The sequence below is a fragment of the Uliginosibacterium silvisoli genome (assembly GCF_036017035.1).
Taxonomy (GTDB): domain Bacteria; phylum Pseudomonadota; class Gammaproteobacteria; order Burkholderiales; family Rhodocyclaceae; genus Viridibacterium; species Viridibacterium silvisoli.
The window spans coordinates 693,208-709,449 of the sequence record NZ_JAYXHS010000002.1; the positions used below are offsets into that span (position 1 = coordinate 693,208).

13 protein-coding genes and 1 pseudogene are annotated in these 16,242 nt (G+C 60.4%); 5 read left to right on the forward strand and 9 right to left on the reverse strand.

Translation table 11 applies throughout. From position 1 onward, the window contains the following. Window positions 1-18 precede the first annotated feature (18 nt). From VVD49_RS12765 to VVD49_RS12775, 3 genes are all read left to right on the forward strand, one after another. Window positions 19-1,014 carry a restriction endonuclease gene (locus VVD49_RS12765; RefSeq protein WP_327599561.1) on the forward strand — a complete coding sequence of 332 codons (996 nt, stop codon included), beginning with the start codon at window positions 19-21 and terminating at the stop codon, window positions 1,012-1,014. Between the two features lie 269 nt (window positions 1,015-1,283). Then, a complete protein-coding gene (locus tag VVD49_RS12770; RefSeq protein WP_327599562.1) occupies window positions 1,284-1,934 on the forward strand; it encodes a hypothetical protein in 651 nt (216 codons plus the stop codon). Window position 1,935: 1 nt separating this feature from the next. Further along, window positions 1,936-3,039 (forward strand): sensor histidine kinase, encoded by a 1,104-nt coding sequence (locus VVD49_RS12775; protein WP_327599977.1) that lies wholly within the window; start codon window positions 1,936-1,938, stop codon window positions 3,037-3,039. 216 nt (window positions 3,040-3,255) lie between these two features. On the opposite strand, the pseudogene VVD49_RS12780 reads toward VVD49_RS12775, so the two are convergent. From VVD49_RS12780 to VVD49_RS12800, 5 genes and pseudogenes are all read right to left on the reverse strand, one after another. Further along, window positions 3,256-3,654 (reverse strand): annotated as a pseudogene (locus VVD49_RS12780) (ATP-binding cassette domain-containing protein); the annotation flags it as partial. An 11-nt stretch (window positions 3,655-3,665) separates the two neighbouring features. Further along, window positions 3,666-4,133 (reverse strand): hypothetical protein, encoded by a 468-nt coding sequence (locus tag VVD49_RS12785; RefSeq protein ID WP_327599563.1) that lies wholly within the window; start codon window positions 4,131-4,133, stop codon window positions 3,666-3,668. A gap of 91 nt (window positions 4,134-4,224) precedes the next feature. After that, window positions 4,225-5,571, reverse strand: a complete 1,347-nt coding sequence (yjjJ, locus tag VVD49_RS12790) for a type II toxin-antitoxin system HipA family toxin YjjJ (RefSeq protein ID WP_327599564.1) — start codon at window positions 5,569-5,571, stop codon at window positions 4,225-4,227. Window positions 5,572-5,800: 229 nt separating this feature from the next. After that, window positions 5,801-7,465 (reverse strand): energy-dependent translational throttle protein EttA, encoded by a 1,665-nt coding sequence (ettA, locus tag VVD49_RS12795; RefSeq protein ID WP_327599565.1) that lies wholly within the window; start codon window positions 7,463-7,465, stop codon window positions 5,801-5,803. A gap of 166 nt (window positions 7,466-7,631) precedes the next feature. After that, a complete protein-coding gene (locus tag VVD49_RS12800; RefSeq protein ID WP_327599566.1) occupies window positions 7,632-8,078 on the reverse strand; it encodes a flagellar basal body-associated FliL family protein in 447 nt (148 codons plus the stop codon). Window positions 8,079-8,299: 221 nt separating this feature from the next. Between VVD49_RS12800 and VVD49_RS12805 the strand changes: the two genes are divergently transcribed. Both VVD49_RS12805 and VVD49_RS12810 read left to right on the forward strand, forming a co-directional pair. Further along, a complete protein-coding gene (locus tag VVD49_RS12805; protein ID WP_327599567.1) occupies window positions 8,300-8,467 on the forward strand; it encodes a LiaI-LiaF-like domain-containing protein in 168 nt (55 codons plus the stop codon). After that, window positions 8,464-9,603 carry an aminopeptidase gene (locus VVD49_RS12810; protein ID WP_327599568.1) on the forward strand — a complete coding sequence of 380 codons (1,140 nt, stop codon included), beginning with the start codon at window positions 8,464-8,466 and terminating at the stop codon, window positions 9,601-9,603. The genes VVD49_RS12805 and VVD49_RS12810 overlap by 4 nt, the downstream gene beginning before the upstream one ends. Here the strand turns inward: VVD49_RS12810 and VVD49_RS12815 are convergent. From VVD49_RS12815 to VVD49_RS12830, 4 genes are all read right to left on the reverse strand, one after another. Beyond that, window positions 9,586-10,029 (reverse strand): hypothetical protein, encoded by a 444-nt coding sequence (locus VVD49_RS12815; protein ID WP_327599569.1) that lies wholly within the window; start codon window positions 10,027-10,029, stop codon window positions 9,586-9,588. The genes VVD49_RS12810 and VVD49_RS12815 overlap by 18 nt on opposite strands. Window positions 10,030-10,540: 511 nt before the next feature. Beyond that, on the reverse strand, window positions 10,541-11,218 hold the full coding sequence (locus VVD49_RS12820; protein WP_327599570.1) for a bactofilin family protein: 678 nt from the start codon (window positions 11,216-11,218) through the stop codon (window positions 10,541-10,543). A gap of 308 nt (window positions 11,219-11,526) precedes the next feature. Continuing rightward, window positions 11,527-13,971: a two-component system response regulator gene (locus VVD49_RS12825; protein ID WP_327599571.1), complete on the reverse strand. Its 2,445-nt coding sequence runs from the start codon at window positions 13,969-13,971 to the stop codon at window positions 11,527-11,529. Then, window positions 13,971-16,196, reverse strand: a complete 2,226-nt coding sequence (locus VVD49_RS12830; RefSeq protein ID WP_327599572.1) for a PAS domain S-box protein — start codon at window positions 16,194-16,196, stop codon at window positions 13,971-13,973. Before VVD49_RS12830 ends, VVD49_RS12825 begins: the two co-directional genes overlap by 1 nt. Window positions 16,197-16,242: the final 46 nt, after the last annotated feature.

Genomic DNA, 16,242 nt, shown 5'->3' on the forward strand with positions numbered 1-16,242 from the left:
ACAATACCGGGGAGAGGCATGGCGCGCGGTCGGCATCGACGCAATCGCAAGGATGACGGGCTCATCGAGCTGGTACTGGCCAGCGGGTGGCCGGTTGCCGCCGCGTTGGCACTGCTTGTCGCTGTAGCGGGCTTGTTGGTCCTGCCTGCCATGTTCGGCGGCAATCCTTTCCTCGCGCCCTTGCTTATCGCCTTCCGCCCGTTCATATGGGGCGCGGTTGGTCTGCTCCCCCTCGTTGCCCTCTTTAAATACTTCGTCGCGCGACGTGCCGAATCGAAGCGTCGCCTGCACGAATACATCGCGCGTGAAGAGACTCAGCACTTCATCCAGGGCGCCGTAGCCTCCGCGACTTCGAGAGAGGCGCGGCCACGTAAGGCCGTTCAGGCTGCTCACGCCTATGCAAATGAGAGCGACGAGCCCGTCGAAGATTTCGCGGAGGACGAGCCGGCGCACAAACCGCTCGCATGGTCGCTCGCCTTGCTCCGGCAAATCGAATGGAAGCGCTTCGAGGATCTGTGTGCCGAGATCTACCGCGCGAAGGGTATCCGCTGCGAAACCACTTCACTCGGCGCGGATGGCGGCGTCGATGTCCGTCTGTTCCAGGACGAGACTGATCCGCAACGCTGCACGGCCATCGTGCAATGCAAGGCGCATGGCGAACGACTCATCGGCGTAAAGCCCGTGCGCGAACTGCGTGGCGTGATGGCACACGAGAAGATCGAGAAAGCCTTCTTCATGGCGCCGGGTGGTTATACCGATGATGCCAAAGCCTTCGCCAGGGAAAACCGCATCACGCTGCTCGACGGGAAACTGATTCTTGAGTTGATCAAGCGCCTGCCCGTCCAAGCGCAGGAAGGTCTGCTGGATTTCGCTACGCGCGGTGAATGGACGATGCCGAGCTGCCCGCATTGCGGCACCAGGATGGTGGAGCGCGACGGGCGAGCGGGCAAATTCTGGGGGTGCGCGAATTTCCCGCGATGCAAGCAGATATTGAACATGCGGGGCGAAAAGTAGGGCGGAGTGGTAACTCCTCAATTTCTTAAAAATCCATTCGACGACGTTCCACTCCGCCCTAAAACTACGCCTACGCCGTTGAGTTTCCGCTGTTGGTGACTCCAGAGGGGGCGGCTTCACTCACGAGCGAGGGTGAAGAAGAGGCGCGGCTGATGTAGGCGGCGATGACGCGGTTGACAGAGAGGTTGGTGATGGCGGGGGGCTAATTCGCGTAGTAAGAGGCAAACCTTAGTCTTTGCACAATATTTTGACTGGAGACAGATAACTAAATGCTAGGATTTTTCGGGAAAAAGAAGGCTGTTGAGCCGAGTTGCACTAATGTCGATCTAGATAAAACCCTTTCTGATGTTGAATTAAAGAAAAGGTCAAAAATTCTTGTGATTGATGACTTGGATTTTGCCTTCACTGACTTATTTAGAAAAGAAGGGTTTACTATTGATCAGTGGAGTGATGTAGAAAATATAGACAATGTTTTGGATGGAAGATTTGATATTATACTTCTTGACTTAAACGGGGTTGGAAAGGCGTATTCGGAAACAGAGCAGGGGTTTTATATATTAAAAGAAATTAAAGAAAAAAATCCGTCTCAGCTTGTTATTGCTTATACAAATAGCTCGTGGAATGCGGGGTTCTTTAAGTTCAAAGATATTGCGGATCTTTTGTTGGATAAGCAATTGAGTGAGTTCAAGGATTTTAGAAATTCTGTGTTGGATTTGCTAAGAAATAAATACAGAATTTCAAGTCTGTTAAATGAATACAGGGCTTTGGTTGAAAAATCAGGCGCTAGTGTTGCTGGGCTGGATGAGGCTGTTTCCTCTGGTTCTGAAAGTTTGATTTCATACCTAAAAGACAAATCCATGTCAGGGCTGTCTGTCGCAGCAAATATCGCAACTGTTGTAGCGGCAGTTCTTGGTGGATGATATGCGTCTTCCTTACTCTCTGATTAAAAACGACAGCTTGATCGAGGGGGCTGTTTTTGAAATTGATGCTTGCTGCTTAAGGTGCAAAACATTTGAATGTACAAACAATGCTTCTGTAGAAATTAAGACTTGCTCTTATGGCGTTGATTACATTCGTTTGGTGGATAATTCTGTGATGGTGGGGTTTTCTGTAGTGAATCCGCCTCACTCTAGCGCCAAGCAAAAAAGATTAAAAAACACTTTTAAAATAAAGTCTTCAAAACTAAAGGAATTGGTTGATCAGTACAATCAAAACATTTTGTCTCCAGAGGCGGAGGCTAAGATGGAGAGAGCAAGGCTGGTTGATGAGTATGTTGATAAAATCAAATACACTGATGAGTTTTTGAAGACAATCTCTCCGGAGATAAAAAAAGCATTTTCGTCGCTGCATGACTACAAATCATTGAGTACGCAACTTAAAACAAATCTCGAAGTTCTTCTGTTGACGCAGTATGGTGGAAGCGATATTTCAGCGGTTGTAGAGCGCCTAAATGAAAGGGAAAAGGCTATTTATTTTATTTCGCGTCTTTTGGCTGAAAAGCTAAGCATGGTTGAGTACATGCTGGATGCTTCGTGGATAAAAAGAGAGGCAGAAAAATCGGCATTTAGATTTCACGGGTTGGTAAAAAAATACTCTGCGATTTATCAGTTGTATCTCAAAAAAAACATACAAATTCACTATGAGGGCGAAAGTAGGGCTGAGATTTTTGGGAACTCAGAGGCGATTTCCGTCATTCCACATACCTTAATTGATAATGCATTCAAATACTCGAGACGAAGTGGTCATGTTTATTTAAAGTTCCAAGAAAAACGAACGGGGATTGATTTTTGCGTCGAGTCATGGGGGCCAAAAATAAAAAAAGACGAGTTGTCTAAGATATTTGATGCCTTTTATAGGGGTGAGTCTGTAAGGAGCTACGAGGGTTCGGGTTATGGGTTGTATTTGGCTCAATTTATAGCAAGAAATATAGGATCTAAAATACATGTAGAGCAAGATGAGGGGCAGGATAATGGCAATGGCGGGTATAAAACATCATTTTCAGTGTTAATTCCGTATCGGTGCTAGCTTCAAAGGCCGTAACCGCCGTACTGAGGGGTAATCGAGGCGGACTCGATTCGGAGGTTGGGATGCAAGCCCCACTGGATGTTTTTTCGTAGTGACCGCGTGCGCTATTCTGGGTGGCGGAGTTGCACTCCGCCCTACGGCTTACGCATGCAACGCCTAAGCCGTGGCGATAAAAGCCCGCCAATTGGCGGGCTTTGTTTTGCTGCGAGCCGAGGCTTAGCGGCTAATCGGCCTATACCGAGTCCGCTTAGGCTTCGCCGCTTCCTCACCCAGTCGCTTCTTCTTGTCCTTTTCATACTCCGCATTGTTACCCGCGAAGAACGTCCACTGCGAATCTCCTTCAGCAGCAAGGATGTGCGTCGCAATGCGGTCCAGGAACCAGCGATCGTGAGACGTCACCAGCACGCAGCCGGAGAATTCCAGCAGGGCGTCTTCGAGGGCGCGCAGGGTTTCGACGTCGAGGTCGTTTGAGGGTTCGTCGAGCAGCAGGACGTTGCCGCCTTCGACGAGTGTCTGCGCGAGGTGCAGACGACCGCGCTCACCGCCGGAGAGGTTGCCGACAATCTTCTGCTGGTCGCCGCCCTTTGAGCTCCATTGCTCCCGACGAATCTGGCGGAGGTCTCTTGCTAGTTTCCGTTGCGGCTGGCTGCGAGGAAGCGAGACATTGCTTCAAATCGCTTGCGGGTTTCACGCTCGAATAAATACGCGGCAATCGGATCGAGAAGTGAGCCGAACCAGCGTGGGCGCATCTTGATCGAGAAGGTGTAATTCAGGGTGGATGTGCCGTCCGGATTGTCGGCGTGGTGCATGGACGCGCCCCAGAGGGCGAACAAGCCGGTGGGCTCGGTCATTACTGCTGCGGCGACCTTGGGCGGATCGTACTTCACGAAACGCGTCTTCATCTCCAGGCTGGATTTCCAGCCTTTGCCTTTGTTGGCTGTGATGGCGCCGACATAGGGGTGTGTGCCGCCACCTTCGACGTATGCCACTTTCAATAGCGTGTCCCACTGCAGCCGTACGTGGTGGTTGTGGAATGCCTCGAAAGCTTCCGCGCTTGTGCCGGGCATGATCAAGGTGATGTGGCGAGTAGTCATCTATCAATGTCCTGAGCAGCTTCCCGTTGCGTTCAATAGTGGATGTTATGAGCTCCGAGCGTCTTCGTCGGTGCTGGCAACCGAGCCTCGCTCAAGCAATCCCTTCGAGCGCCCCCAGTGCGGCTATCGCAGATTCCGCCCCTGCACGCATGGCCTCGTCCATCCGTATGTCGTCGCGCACAGCCTCCCACCACGCAAGCGCCACCGGCCGCATGGCCCGCCAGGCGTCGAGCGATGGCGGAATGCGTATGCGAATCGTCGGGGCCGTGTCGGGCACGACGCCCGAGGTGCGCGGCGCGTAGTGCATGGGCAGCATGTCGTAGGCGGGGGCGATGTCGAGCGGCATCTGGCCGGCATGCAGGAAGCCGAGATTGCCGGCGTGCATGTCGGTGTTGGCAATTATCAAGCCGAATGTATGGAGTAGTTCGGCTTGCCGGTGCGCTTCGGCGCTGATGTAGCCCTGTCGCGATAAATCCGCAGTGATGACTGGCCATGGTTGATCGGCCTTGCCGACGTAAGCGCCGTCGAGCGCGAGCAGGGAGATGACGCCGCGGCGTCCGAGGCGTCCCGGTCCTTGCCGGGGTACGCGGTCGAAGCGCTCGACCTGCAGGAAGGTCTGGCCATTGGCTTCGAAGAGTTCGCTGTGGCTTGTTGGCAGACCTGCGGCGCTGAGCGCTTGCAGCGCGAGGTGTTCGGCGACGAGCAGACTGGCCCAGCGTCGCGTGGCGGGGTTGTCCTGCGCAGCGCTGAACTTGACCAGGACGCTGCGGTGCAGACCGCTGTCATCCAGAAGCACGCAGGCAAACTTGGGTTGCTCGCCGCCTGCCGATGAGCCGACCGTTTCGCCTGCCATGGCGGAGGCTGCGAGTTCGGGGAAGCGGGTGGCGCGGTCATCGTATTGAACGACAGGGCCATCCACTTCGTTGAGGAAGTGCGTCAACGCGGTTTCGCCGACGAGCAGGTTGCCGACGCAGTCTTCGCCCGATGTCGTGAGTGCAATGAGCGCATGGTCGTCCGTCCAGCGCAAGACATCCGCAGGTAATCCCAAGTCCGCGGCTCTCTGTTGCGCGAAGGCCCGGCCGAGGAAGCCTTGCGGGCGCATGTCCTGCAGCCACCAGGGCAGGCTCTCCCAGAACTCGAAACGCCTGTGTTCGTGAAGCTCTGTCAGGTAACCGCCAAGGACTGCATGCAGGGTGCCGATGCTGGTGGCGCGCCCCTCTTCGTCGATGCGATAGACAGGCCAGGCGCTGTTGCCCGCCAGACTGCGACGGGCCGCGTAGGTGGTAGCGCGGGCGGTGCCGTAGCGGAGGACCTGATCGCCGACACTTGCTATGAGGCGAGAAAGCGTCGGTCGGCTGATGCCCAGGCGTTCGACAAGTTCACCTGCCGGCAGTGGGCCGGAGCTGAGTGCGGAGAGAAGATCCAAGGCTTGGGGCATGGTGCGGCTTTGGGAAGAAACGATATGTGAAACGATTCGTGAATCGATATGTGTTGGTGTAGTGTAGCAATTGCTACAATTAAATCAATTGCTTATGTAAGTGGTGGGATTGATTTGCCGGCGTTATTGCATGATGTGTGAAACGATTTTTTTCAAATAGAAAAGCCCGCCATGGGGCGGGCTTTTCTGATGCAAAGTCGCTGGATTCCCGCCTTCGCGGGAATGACGGCTAGCGACTGATGGGCTTGTAGCGGATGCGCTTCGGCTTAGCCGCTTCCTCACCCAGTCTCTTCTTCTTGTCCTCTTCATACTCTGCGTAATTCCCCGCAAAGAACGTCCATTGCGAATCACCCTCGGCTGCAAGGATGTGCGTGGCGATGCGGTCGAGGAACCAGCGATCGTGGGAGGTCACGAGCACGCAGCCGGAGAACTCCAGCAGGGCGTCTTCGAGGGCGCGCAGGGTTTCGACGTCGAGGTCGTTTGAGGGCTCGTCGAGGAGGAGGACGTTGCCGCCTTCGACCAGTGTCTTCGCGAGGTGCAGTCGACCGCGCTCACCGCCGGAGAGGTTGCCGACGATCTTCTGCTGGTCGCCGCCCTTGAAGTTGAAGCGGCCGATGTAGGCGCGGCTGGGCATTTCGAATTTGCCGACGGTGAGGATGTCGGCGCCGCCTGCGACGGCGTCGAAGACGGTCTTGGTGCCGTCGAGGCCTTCGCGCGTTTGATTGACGGCGGCAATCTTGACGGTGGTGCCGATGTCGATGCTGCCGGCATCCGGCTTGTCGAGGCCCTGGATCATGCGGAACAGGGTGGACTTACCGGCACCGTTCGGACCGATGACGCCGACGATGGCGCCGGGCGGGATGCTGAAGCTGAGGTTGTCGATCAGCAGGCGGTCGCCGAAGCCTTTGCTGACGCCATTGAACTCGATGACCTGGTTGCCGAGACGCTCGCCCGGCGGAATGAAGATTTCGTGGGTCTCGTTACGCTTCTGGTATTCGACGTTGCTCATTTCCTCGTAGCGGGCGAGGCGTGCCTTGCTCTTGGACTGGCGTGCCTTGGCGCCCTGGCGCACCCATTCGAGTTCTTCCTTCATGGCCTTGCGGTGCGCGCTCTCGGACTTCTCTTCCTGGGCGAGGCGATTTTCCTTCTGCTCCAGCCATTCGGAATAATTGCCCTTCCACGGGATGCCTTCGCCGCGGTCGAGTTCGAGAATCCATTCGGCGGCGTTGTCGAGGAAGTAGCGATCGTGGGTGACGGCGACGACGGTGCCGGGGAAGCGCACGAGGAACTGTTCGAGCCATTCGACGGATTCGGCGTCGAGGTGGTTGGTCGGTTCGTCGAGCAGCAGCATGTCGGGCTTGGACAGCAGCAGCTTGCACAGCGCGACGCGGCGCTTTTCGCCGCCGGACAGCGGGCCGACCTTGGCGTCCCACGGCGGCAGGCGCAGCGCGTCGGCGGCGATTTCGAGTTGTGTCTCGACGTCAGCGCCGCTGGTGGAAATGATGTTTTCATACTTGGCCTGCAGCTCGGCGAGCTTGTCGAAGTCTGCATCGGGCTCGGCGTAGGCTGCATACACTTCTTCGAGCTTGGTCTTGGCTTCCATGACTTCGCCGAGGCCGGATTCGACTTCCTCGCGCACGGTCTTGTTCGGGTCGAGCTCGGGCTCCTGCGGCAGGTAGCCGATGGAGAGATTCGGCTGCCATTGCACCTCGCCGTCGTACTCCTTGTCCGCGCCGGCCATGATGCGCAGCACGGTGGATTTACCAGAGCCGTTGAGGCCGAGCAGGCCGATCTTGGCGCCGGGGAAGAAGGAGAGGGAGATGTCCTTGATGATGGTGCGCTTTGGCGGAACGATCTTGTTCACGCGCAACATTGACATGACGTACTGAGCCATTTGGGAGGTGCCTTGAGACTGGAAAGGCGTAAGGATACCCGCGTGGCGCGGGCTTGTCCGGCGCGCGGGTGGGTGGCGCGGGAATTCGGGCGGGGGAAAGCCCGGTTTGCGGGCTGCCTGCCGTCGAAGCGGGAGCGTGGCCGCGCTATGTGGCGGCCTGTCGGGCTTATTGAACGATGAAGCTCGTGAAGAACACGTTGGCGACACCCGTCTTGCGGGTCAGGCCCAGCTCCTTGTTGACGCGTTGGGCGATGGACTCGGCGAGTTTGTCCTTGCCGGTGACCGAGCGCAGGGTTTCGGCGGAGAAGCCGGCAATGACCAGGTTGATGTAGTGCATGACCATTGGCCGGTAGAGGTCGAATTCCTTGGTGGCTTCTTCATTGGCCGGGCTCAGGACGAGTGCAACCTGTACGAAGCCGCTGGCGCCGTTCGCGCTGTTGACGTTGACCGTGAATTGCAGGGGGGCGGGGCCTGCGCTTTCTCCGCCGCCGCCGTGGCCGCTGGCGGATGCGAGCGGGCTCCAGGCGAGGCTCAGCGCCAGCAGGAGCGGAGCGAGTCGTGCGGAGACGAAGGGGGCCGCGAAGCGGCGGGCGGAAGGCGTCTGGTTTGTCATGGCGAGCGGCACCGGGCGAAGGCGTAGTTGGTGTTATCGGCGGCTGGCGGTGGATATTGATGCCGGATAAGCCTCATCTGTGCACGAAACTATTTCGCTGCGGAGCACGGCCGTTCTGCCGGGAGATGGCCAGCAGAAGGCCGGGAGGTGGCCCGGTGCGGCTGGACGCCCGTAGCGGCCGCTGGCACAGTGCAAGGCTCGTTTTCGTTCTGGAGGTCTGCGTGCGGTCTGTGTTCGGTTCGGTGGTACTGATCGTGGTGGGGGTGTTGTTCCTGCTGAACAATCTGCACATCCTGAGTTTCCGCATCGTGGGTGATGTGCTGCGCACCTGGTGGCCGGCGATCCTCATTGCGCTGGGCGTGTGGGGCCTGATGAAGAAGGGCAAGTGAGGGTGTCGCCGGGTCTGGACACGTTGTGGCTGGCGAAGCGCCTGGTGCTCCTGCTGGCGACGCTGCTGCTGAATGCCTGCGCGGGCCTCGGGCCGGGTTATTACTGGCAGGCCGCCAAGGGGCAGATGGACATGCTCAACAAGGCGCAGCCCATCGAGGCTGTGCTGGCTGACCCGGCGACGACGCCGGAAATGCGCTCGCGCTTGCTGCTGGTGGAGCAGATACGCTCCTACGCTTCGCGCGAGCTGGGCCTGCCGGACAACGACAGTTACCGCAGCTACGCCAATATTGGCCGGGCTTCGGTGGTGTGGAACGTGTATGCCAACCCGCCGCTGTCGATGCAGCCGCGCACCTGGTGCCCGCCCGTCGTGGGCTGCGTGGGTTACCTGGGTTTCTTCTCCGAGGCCGATGCGCAGAAGCGCGCCAATGAGCTGAAGGCCGACGGACTCGATACGCTGGTGGGCAGCGTGCCAGCGTATTCGACGCTGGGCTGGTTTCCCGATGCGGTGCTGAGCACCTTCATCAACTGGCCGGATGCGAGCCTGGCAGAGCTGCTGTTCCACGAGCTGTCACACCAGCTGATCTACGCCAAGGGCGATACGGAGTTCAACGAGTCTTTCGCGAGCACGGTGGAGCAGGTGGGTGTGCGCCGCTGGCTCACGCAATATGGCAAGCAGGATGCGATTGCGCAGCTGGCGCGCTCGGAGCGCATGAGCGCGGATTTTGCGACGCTGGTGTTGAAGCATCGTGAGCTGCTGATCGCGATCTATACCGGGCCGGGATCGGATGCCGACAAGCTGGAGCGCAAGCGCCTGCAGATCGCCGCGATGCGGGCCGAGTACCAGACGATCAAGGCCGAGCGCTGGGGCGGCGTGCCGGGCTATGACAGGTGGTTCGCGCAGGATATCAATAACGCCACCTTTGCCTCGGTGGGTTTTTACCGCGGACTGGTGCCGGGCTTCATGGCGGTGCTGGCCCAGCAGGAGGGCGACCTGACGAAGTTCTACGCCGAGGTGCGGCGTCTGGCCGCGCTCACGCCGGCCGAGCGGCGTGCGGCTTTGAAGGCGAGCGAGGCGGCGGTGGCGGCGAGTGTGGCTGAACCCGGTGCCGCCAGATCGTCACTGGGTCAGTTTTAGTTCTGGCCTGGTCGTGCGGCAGATGCTGTAGCCGTACTTGATCTCGCGGTCGTCGCGTAGCTCGACCACCGTTTTCTGCATCACCTTGCCCAGGCTGAACTTGGTCTTGTCGTAGTCGCCATCTGTCGTGAGCTTGCGTGAGAGCCGCTCTATTTCCGCGTTTGCATCGGCCGCGCGACCGGCATCCAGCAATACGCCGGGCAGGTTTTCGGACACGATCTTCATGTTCCGCTCGCCGCCTTCGGCTTCCATTTTCCTGAGAGCCGCGATTGCTTCGTCTGTGCGGCAATCGATGGTCAGATTGTTGGCGTCGGCACGTTGCAGGGTCGTCGTGCAAGCGCTCAGGAGCAAACCGGAGGCGACCAGGGCCAAGGCGGGAACAAGCTTGCAGGTTTGCTTGCAAGTCTCTTTGAGGGACAAACGCATCGTGTGACTCCGGCGGGACGGTGTGGGACGGGGTGCTGCCTGTGCCGATCTCATGGATGGGCGGGCCTGCCATGGGCAGAGCTGGCAGACGAAAAGCAGGCAGATGATACCGAAAGCCGGAGCAGGCCGTTCGCGTAAAAAAGGGAGCGACTTTCGTGAATCTGCTGGCGCGATGCAGACGCCTTGCTCGCGCCCAGACCGTCGTCATGCCCGACCTGCGGTCTCACGGGAATCCAGTGCCGATCTTTTGGGCCGCCGGATGAGTCGCCGGCCTCCCGCCCACCGCAGGTCGGCCTGTCCCGAGTTTGTCGAAGGGCGGGAGCGGCGGCATTCAGGCAGCTTGCAAGTGAGGTATGCAATTCCCAAAAAAAACGGCACGCGGGAGGGACGCGTGCCGGTCAAGCTTCGCCAGGTGTGTGGGCACCTGCCGAGGGAGTGTGGAGTCTGTGATGAACAGACTCCCAGAGCTACAGTGCGGGGGACACTGCCGCTCCGAAGCGCTGTGGCCGGGCTAGCCGGCGACAGTGCTGAGATGAGATTTCATTTGCGTATTGGCCTCCTTTTCCGAAGTTGCAGATGATGGGTTGTGGCGAAACTGGGATTCGCTGAGCGGCGTGCTCAGCGGTGTGCTGGTGGCGCTGAGGGACTGGATGTCACCGGACAGCGTGCCGCCTTCTTCGACAAGCAATTTGCCGTAGCGGATGCGGCCGCTCACACGCCCGGTGGCGTGAATGATCAGTTGTTCGCGGGCAGTGAGGTCGCCGTCGAATTCGCCGAACACCTCGGCAATGTCGATGCCGACCTTGCCGCTGAAGGCGCCGTGCTCGGCGATGCGGATGACGCGACTGTCCATCGTGGCCTCGACACGGCCTTCGACGACGAGGGTGTCGCAATCGAGGATCTCCGCACCCTTGAGTTTCACGTCGGGCCCGACGATGAGTCGGCTGGGCGACAGGGCTGCCTCGGGTGCTCCCGTGGGCTCGGCCTGTGGCGTGCTCGCTGCGCGGGCCGGCGTTGCGCTGCTCTGCAAGGCGGGGTGCAGCGGCAGGGCGCTGCTTGACGTGCTGCCGTTGCCGGACGACTGGGCGGCGCTGCTGGTGCCCGGATTGCCCGATGAGGTGAGCGGGACCGGACGACGATCAGCGAGGCTGTCGTTCTTGCCGAGTACGGAAGATTGTTTGGCGAACATGCGTTTCCTTTCGGGACTGGTTGCAGAGTGCTGCGATCTGCTGGCAATGAAGAGCTTGAGCAGCTCCTCTGCCTGTCGCTTGGCGGGCTTGATTGCAAGCGATGTGCCAGCGCGCGCAAAGCCGTATGCAAACAATGCCTTGCAGGTGTTTGGGGCCCTGGATAGGGCGTGTGGCGAGGAAAATCAGGCGCTGCGCCCCGTAAATATGTCGCACGCAGGCGTCACTTTTTCAGCCGGAGACGGCAGATGCCTGACGCTGCAGGCGTTCGCTTGTCGTCGGGCGACGACAGGTACTCAGCGCGTAGCGCTTAATGAAGGGCGTTCTGCTTGTCGCCGGACAGCAATTGCTCGAACTCTTCACGCGCCAGCGGACGGCTGAACAGATAGCCTTGCGCGTTCTGGCAACCGAGCTCGTGCAGGAATTGCTGCTGAGCCTTTTCCTCGACGCCCTCTGCTGTCATCTGCAGACCAAGACTGGAGGCAATCGCGGCGATCGCGCGCGCAATGGCAATGTCGTTGCTGTCGGCGGGCAGGTCGCGCACGAAGGAGCGATCGATCTTGATGCGGTCGATCGGTAGGTGCTTGAGCAGGCCGAGCGATGAGAAGCCGGTGCCGAAGTCGTCGATGGCGATGCTCACACCGAGCGCCTTGAGCTGGTAGAGCAGGCCCTGGCTGTGCTCGATGCTCTGCAGCGTGCTCTCGGTGAGTTCGATCTCCAGGTTCTGCGGCGGGAAACCGGTCTCCTGCAGCGTGTGGGAGATGCGATCGACGAAGTTGTCCGCGGCCATCTCGCGCACCGAGACATTGACGGCAAGGCGTAGCTCTATCGGGTACTTGGCAAGCCAGATCATGGCTTGCGTGCACGCGGTGCGCATGACCCAGGCGCCAATGCCGTCGATGAGGCCGCTTTCTTCTGCAACGCCGATGAAGCGGTCTGGCGGCACCAGGCCCAGCTCCGGGTGTTGCCAGCGCACGAGTGCCTCCATGCCGACCAGGCTGCCATCCGCCATGTCCACGACGGGCTGGTAGTACACGGTCAGCGAGTTGTCCTCGAGCGCACGTACGAGGCCCTGTTCGATCAGCATGCGCTCGCGTGTGCGGGCAGCCATGTCGGGTGAATAGAAGGCATAGCGGTTGCGGCCGCGTGACTTGGCTTCGTACATGGCGCTGTCGGCGGACTTGATCATCTCCTGACGCGTGCGCGCGTTGTCCGGGAAGATGGCAATGCCCATGCTGGCAGAGACACTCACGCGCTCGTGCGGCAGCTCGACGGGCGTGCGGATCTGCTTGAGCAGCTTTTCGGCGAGCAGGGCGCAGTCTTCGACACGCTTGACGTCGGGAATCACGACCACGAATTCATCGCCACCAATCCGGATGGCATAGTCGCTGCGCCGCAGTCCGTCGTGGATGCGCCCGGCAATGACTTGCAGCAGCAGGTCGCCCGATGTGTGGCCCAGCGTGTCGTTGATGGTCTTGAAGCCGTCGAGGTCCATGAAGATGATGGCCAGCCGCAGCCCTTCAGCCTGGTGGCGCGGCAGCTCCATGTCGAGCAGCTCGTCGAGCCGGTGACGGTTGCCGAGGCCAGTCAGCGCATCGTGATAGGCCATGTGATTGATCTGCGCCTCGGCCTTGCGGATGCCGCTGATGTCGGAGAAGGTCATCACGAAATGCGTGATCTTGCCAAGCTCGTTGCGCACCACGCAGACATGCTGCCAGGACGGGAACACTTCGCCGTCGGAGCGCCTGCAAGCGAGTTCGCCTTGCCAGTAGGCGTTGCCGGGCTCGTCCGGTTCCGGATTGAAGTGGTCGCCTTCGCGGCGCGTAGGCAGGAACTTGTCCGGATCCTGGCCGAGTACTTCTTCTGCCGGGTAGCCGGTGAGTGCGGTGAACGCCGGGTTGACCGAGATGATGCGGCGCTGGGCGTCGGCGATGAGGATGCCTTCGGCTGTCGATTCGAATACGACGTTGGCCTGGCGCAACTGGTCTTCGAAGGCGCGCTTCTCGGTGATGTCGCGGATGACGCCGATCACGCGCTTGTTCTCGGTGTCGCCACCGCCCTGGGGGTAGACGCGTGCATGCAGCTCGACCGAGCCTTCACGCTCATCCTGGAAGCGCATGCGCACGGACGCGAGGATGGACGACTGTGTCTGCAGTGCCTCGAGGATGGCAGGGCGGTCCGCAGGGTGAATGCGTTGCAGGAGACTTTCGCGTCCTTCACGGGATATCTGCGCGGCGTCGCCCACGAGTCGCTCCATCGCCGGGCTGAGTTCATAGCCGTCGCTGGGTTGCCCGTCAGCTGACGAAGACCATTCCCACACGCCCAGCGAGGCCGCATTGACCGCCAGGCGCAGGCGCTCTTCCGAGCGCTCGACCTTGAGTTCGACCTTGTGGCGCGCCAGTGCCATGCGTACGGTGGCGGCCAGTTCGCGCAGCTCGAAGGGTTTCAGCAGGTATCCATAGGGAATGCTGGCCTCGGCGCGTTCGAGTGTTTTCTCGGTGGCGTAGGCGGTGAGGAAGACGATGGGCAGGCGGTAGTCTTCACGGATCAGGCGTGCCGCCTCCGTGCCATCCATCGGCCCTTCGAGATTGATGTCCATGAGGATCAGGTCGGGCCGCAAGCTGCCAGCGCGCTCGACTGCGTCGGCACCGCGTGCCGATATCCCGACGACGTCGTAGCCAAGGCTCTCGAGGCCGCCCTTGAGATCCAGCGCCACGATGCGCTCATCTTCGACCACCATGATGCGTGCGCCCATCAGTCTCTCCCCAGACCGGGTTTGAAATACAGTTCGAAGCGCGAGCCCTGGTCGCGGATCAGACGCAGCTCGCCGCCCAGTTGATCGACGAACAGCGGGATAAGCTGGAAGCCCAGCGATTTCGATACGTCGCCCGGCGTGATATCCGGTGGTATGCCGACGCCATTGTCCGAGATGACGATGCGCGCCTGATCCGGACCGAGAAGCTCAGTGGTGAGCAGGATCTCGCCACTGCGCCCATCGGGAAAGCCGTGCTTGATGGCATTGGTCAGCAGCTCGTTGACCAGCAGCCCGCAGGGTACGGAGCGTTGCAGGTCCATGTGGATGTCGGCCGCCGAGGTGTCGACCTGCAGCCTGACTCGCGCCCGCGCTTCGCCGAGCACCTCGTGCATGAGGCTTACGAGGCGTCGCAGGTACAGGCTGAGATCGACCGTCGAGAAGTCGCTGCGCTCGTAGAGCAGCTGGTGAATGAGGGCCATGGCTTTGACGCGACGCTGGCTGTCTTCGAGCATGCCACGCGCATCCTCGCTGGCGGTGCGCGCCTGCAGGCTGAGCAGGCTGCACACGACTTGCAGGTTGTTCTTGACGCGGTGATGGACTTCGTTGAGCAGGACGGTCTTCTCGTCCAGCGCGGTCTGGATGATGGCCTGGTCGGCCTTGCGTCGCGTCATGTCGACGATGGCGGCGAGCACGTGTTCGCCGCCGACGGTGTTGAGCGCGTTGAGGCCGATCTCGACGGGAAACTCGCTGCCGTCGCGGCGCCGTGCGTACAGCTCGCGGCGGCCCGCCATGTCGCGGGTGGTCGGTGCGGTCATGTAGGCACTGCGCAAACCGTGATGGGCGTTGCGGTAGCGTTCCGGCATGAGCATTTCGATGGGCTGGCCGAGCAGTTCTTCGCGCGGGTAGCCGAACAGGCGCTCCATGCCGGAGTTCACGAGCGCGAGATGACCGTCGCGGTCGACCATGGCCAGGCCATCCGGTGCGGCTTCGACGACGCAGCGGAAGCGTTCCTCCGAGCGGCGCAGGGCTTCTTCATCGGCCTTGCGCTTGGTGACGTCGACGATGGCGGCGAGCACGTGTTCGCCACCGACCGTGCTGAGCGCGTTGAGACCGATCTCGACGGGGAACTCGCTGCCGTCCTTGCGCAACGCGTAGAGCTCGCGGCGCCCGGCCATGTCGCGTGTCGTCGGAGCATTCATGTAGGCGCCGCGCAGGCCCGGGTGGCCCTTGCGGTAGCGCTCGGGTATCAGCATCTCGATGGGCTGGCCGAGCAGTTCTTCGCGCGGGTAGCCGAACATGCGCTCCATGCCGGAGTTGACGAGCGCAAGACGGCCATTGCGATCGACCATGGCGAGGCCATCCGGCGCGGCTTCGACGACGCAGCGGAAGCGTTCTTCGGATTGCCGCAGTGCTTCTGCGCTGTGGGTGCGGCTGCTGATATCGATGGCCGATGGCACGAGGTGGGTGATCACGCCGTCGTCGTTACGCAGGGGCGCCAGCATGAATTCGATCGGCATGCGCGTGTCGTCCTTCATGCGCACGGTGATGTCATAGCGAGCGGGCTTGCCCTGGGCCGCTGCATCGGTCGATGCCTGCAGGCGCGCCTGTAGCTGCGGGTCGTGACTGAACCAGTAGGTGTCCCAGAGTTTCCTGCCGCGTACCTCTTCAAGCGTGAGACCGCCGGCCTCGAGCGGGGCGCGATTGGCGTCGATGACAGTGCCGTCCGGTGTCAGCAGGCCGACGAAGGTGAACAGGTTGTCGAGCACGCGCCGCGCCTGCGCCTCGGCCGCACGCAAGGCTTTGTGCGTCTCATGGTCGATCTGGAGCGGATGCAGCTGGACGATGACGGCCGCGACCTCGCCTTCGGGCGTCGTGGCCTTGCAGGGAGCGATGGCGAGTCGCCAGTGGCGCGCGCGCTCGTCTGCGTGCGGTATGTCAATGGCCTGATCGGTGATGGCCGTACCGTTGTTGAGGCACTGCCGTACCAACGCAGCCAGTTGCGCCGACATGCGTAGCAGGAGTTGGTCTACGGCATGGCCGACGCGGATGTCCGAACCCGGCGGGCTGAGGCGCGCGAAGGCCTCGTTGAGATGAACGCAATGCAGGCCGGTATCGAAAATTGCCACAGGGTGAGGGAGCGCGGCGAGCAGATGCAGGAGATAGGCGCTGCTGACGGACGTCGCTGCCGTGGGCTCCTGGATCGCTTGCGCTGCTGATACCGCCATGCTCTGGATTCCTTCCGGGCACTGGCAGTCGCTGCAGGTCGGGGGA

Bases quoted from the DNA above. Each gene is read 5' to 3' on its own strand.
- ettA (WP_327599565.1), bottom strand. From the start codon at position 7,465: ATGGCTCAGTACGTCATGTCAATGTTGCGCGTGAACAAGATCGTTCCG.
- yjjJ (WP_327599564.1), bottom strand. From the start codon at position 5,571: ATGCCCCAAGCCTTGGATCTTCTCTCCGCACTCAGCTCCGGCCCACTG.
- VVD49_RS12815 (WP_327599569.1), bottom strand. From the start codon at position 10,029: ATGCGTTTGTCCCTCAAAGAGACTTGCAAGCAAACCTGCAAGCTTGTT.
- VVD49_RS12830 (WP_327599572.1), bottom strand. From the start codon at position 16,196: ATGGCGGTATCAGCAGCGCAAGCGATCCAGGAGCCCACGGCAGCGACG.
- VVD49_RS12820 (WP_327599570.1), bottom strand. From the start codon at position 11,218: ATGTTCGCCAAACAATCTTCCGTACTCGGCAAGAACGACAGCCTCGCT.
- VVD49_RS12770 (WP_327599562.1), top strand. From the start codon at position 1,284: ATGCTAGGATTTTTCGGGAAAAAGAAGGCTGTTGAGCCGAGTTGCACT.
- VVD49_RS12800 (WP_327599566.1), bottom strand. From the start codon at position 8,078: ATGACAAACCAGACGCCTTCCGCCCGCCGCTTCGCGGCCCCCTTCGTC.
- VVD49_RS12785 (WP_327599563.1), bottom strand. From the start codon at position 4,133: ATGACTACTCGCCACATCACCTTGATCATGCCCGGCACAAGCGCGGAA.
- VVD49_RS12765 (WP_327599561.1), top strand. From the start codon at position 19: ATGGCGCGCGGTCGGCATCGACGCAATCGCAAGGATGACGGGCTCATC.
- VVD49_RS12825 (WP_327599571.1), bottom strand. From the start codon at position 13,971: ATGGGCGCACGCATCATGGTGGTCGAAGATGAGCGCATCGTGGCGCTG.
- VVD49_RS12775 (WP_327599977.1), top strand. From the start codon at position 1,936: ATGCGTCTTCCTTACTCTCTGATTAAAAACGACAGCTTGATCGAGGGG.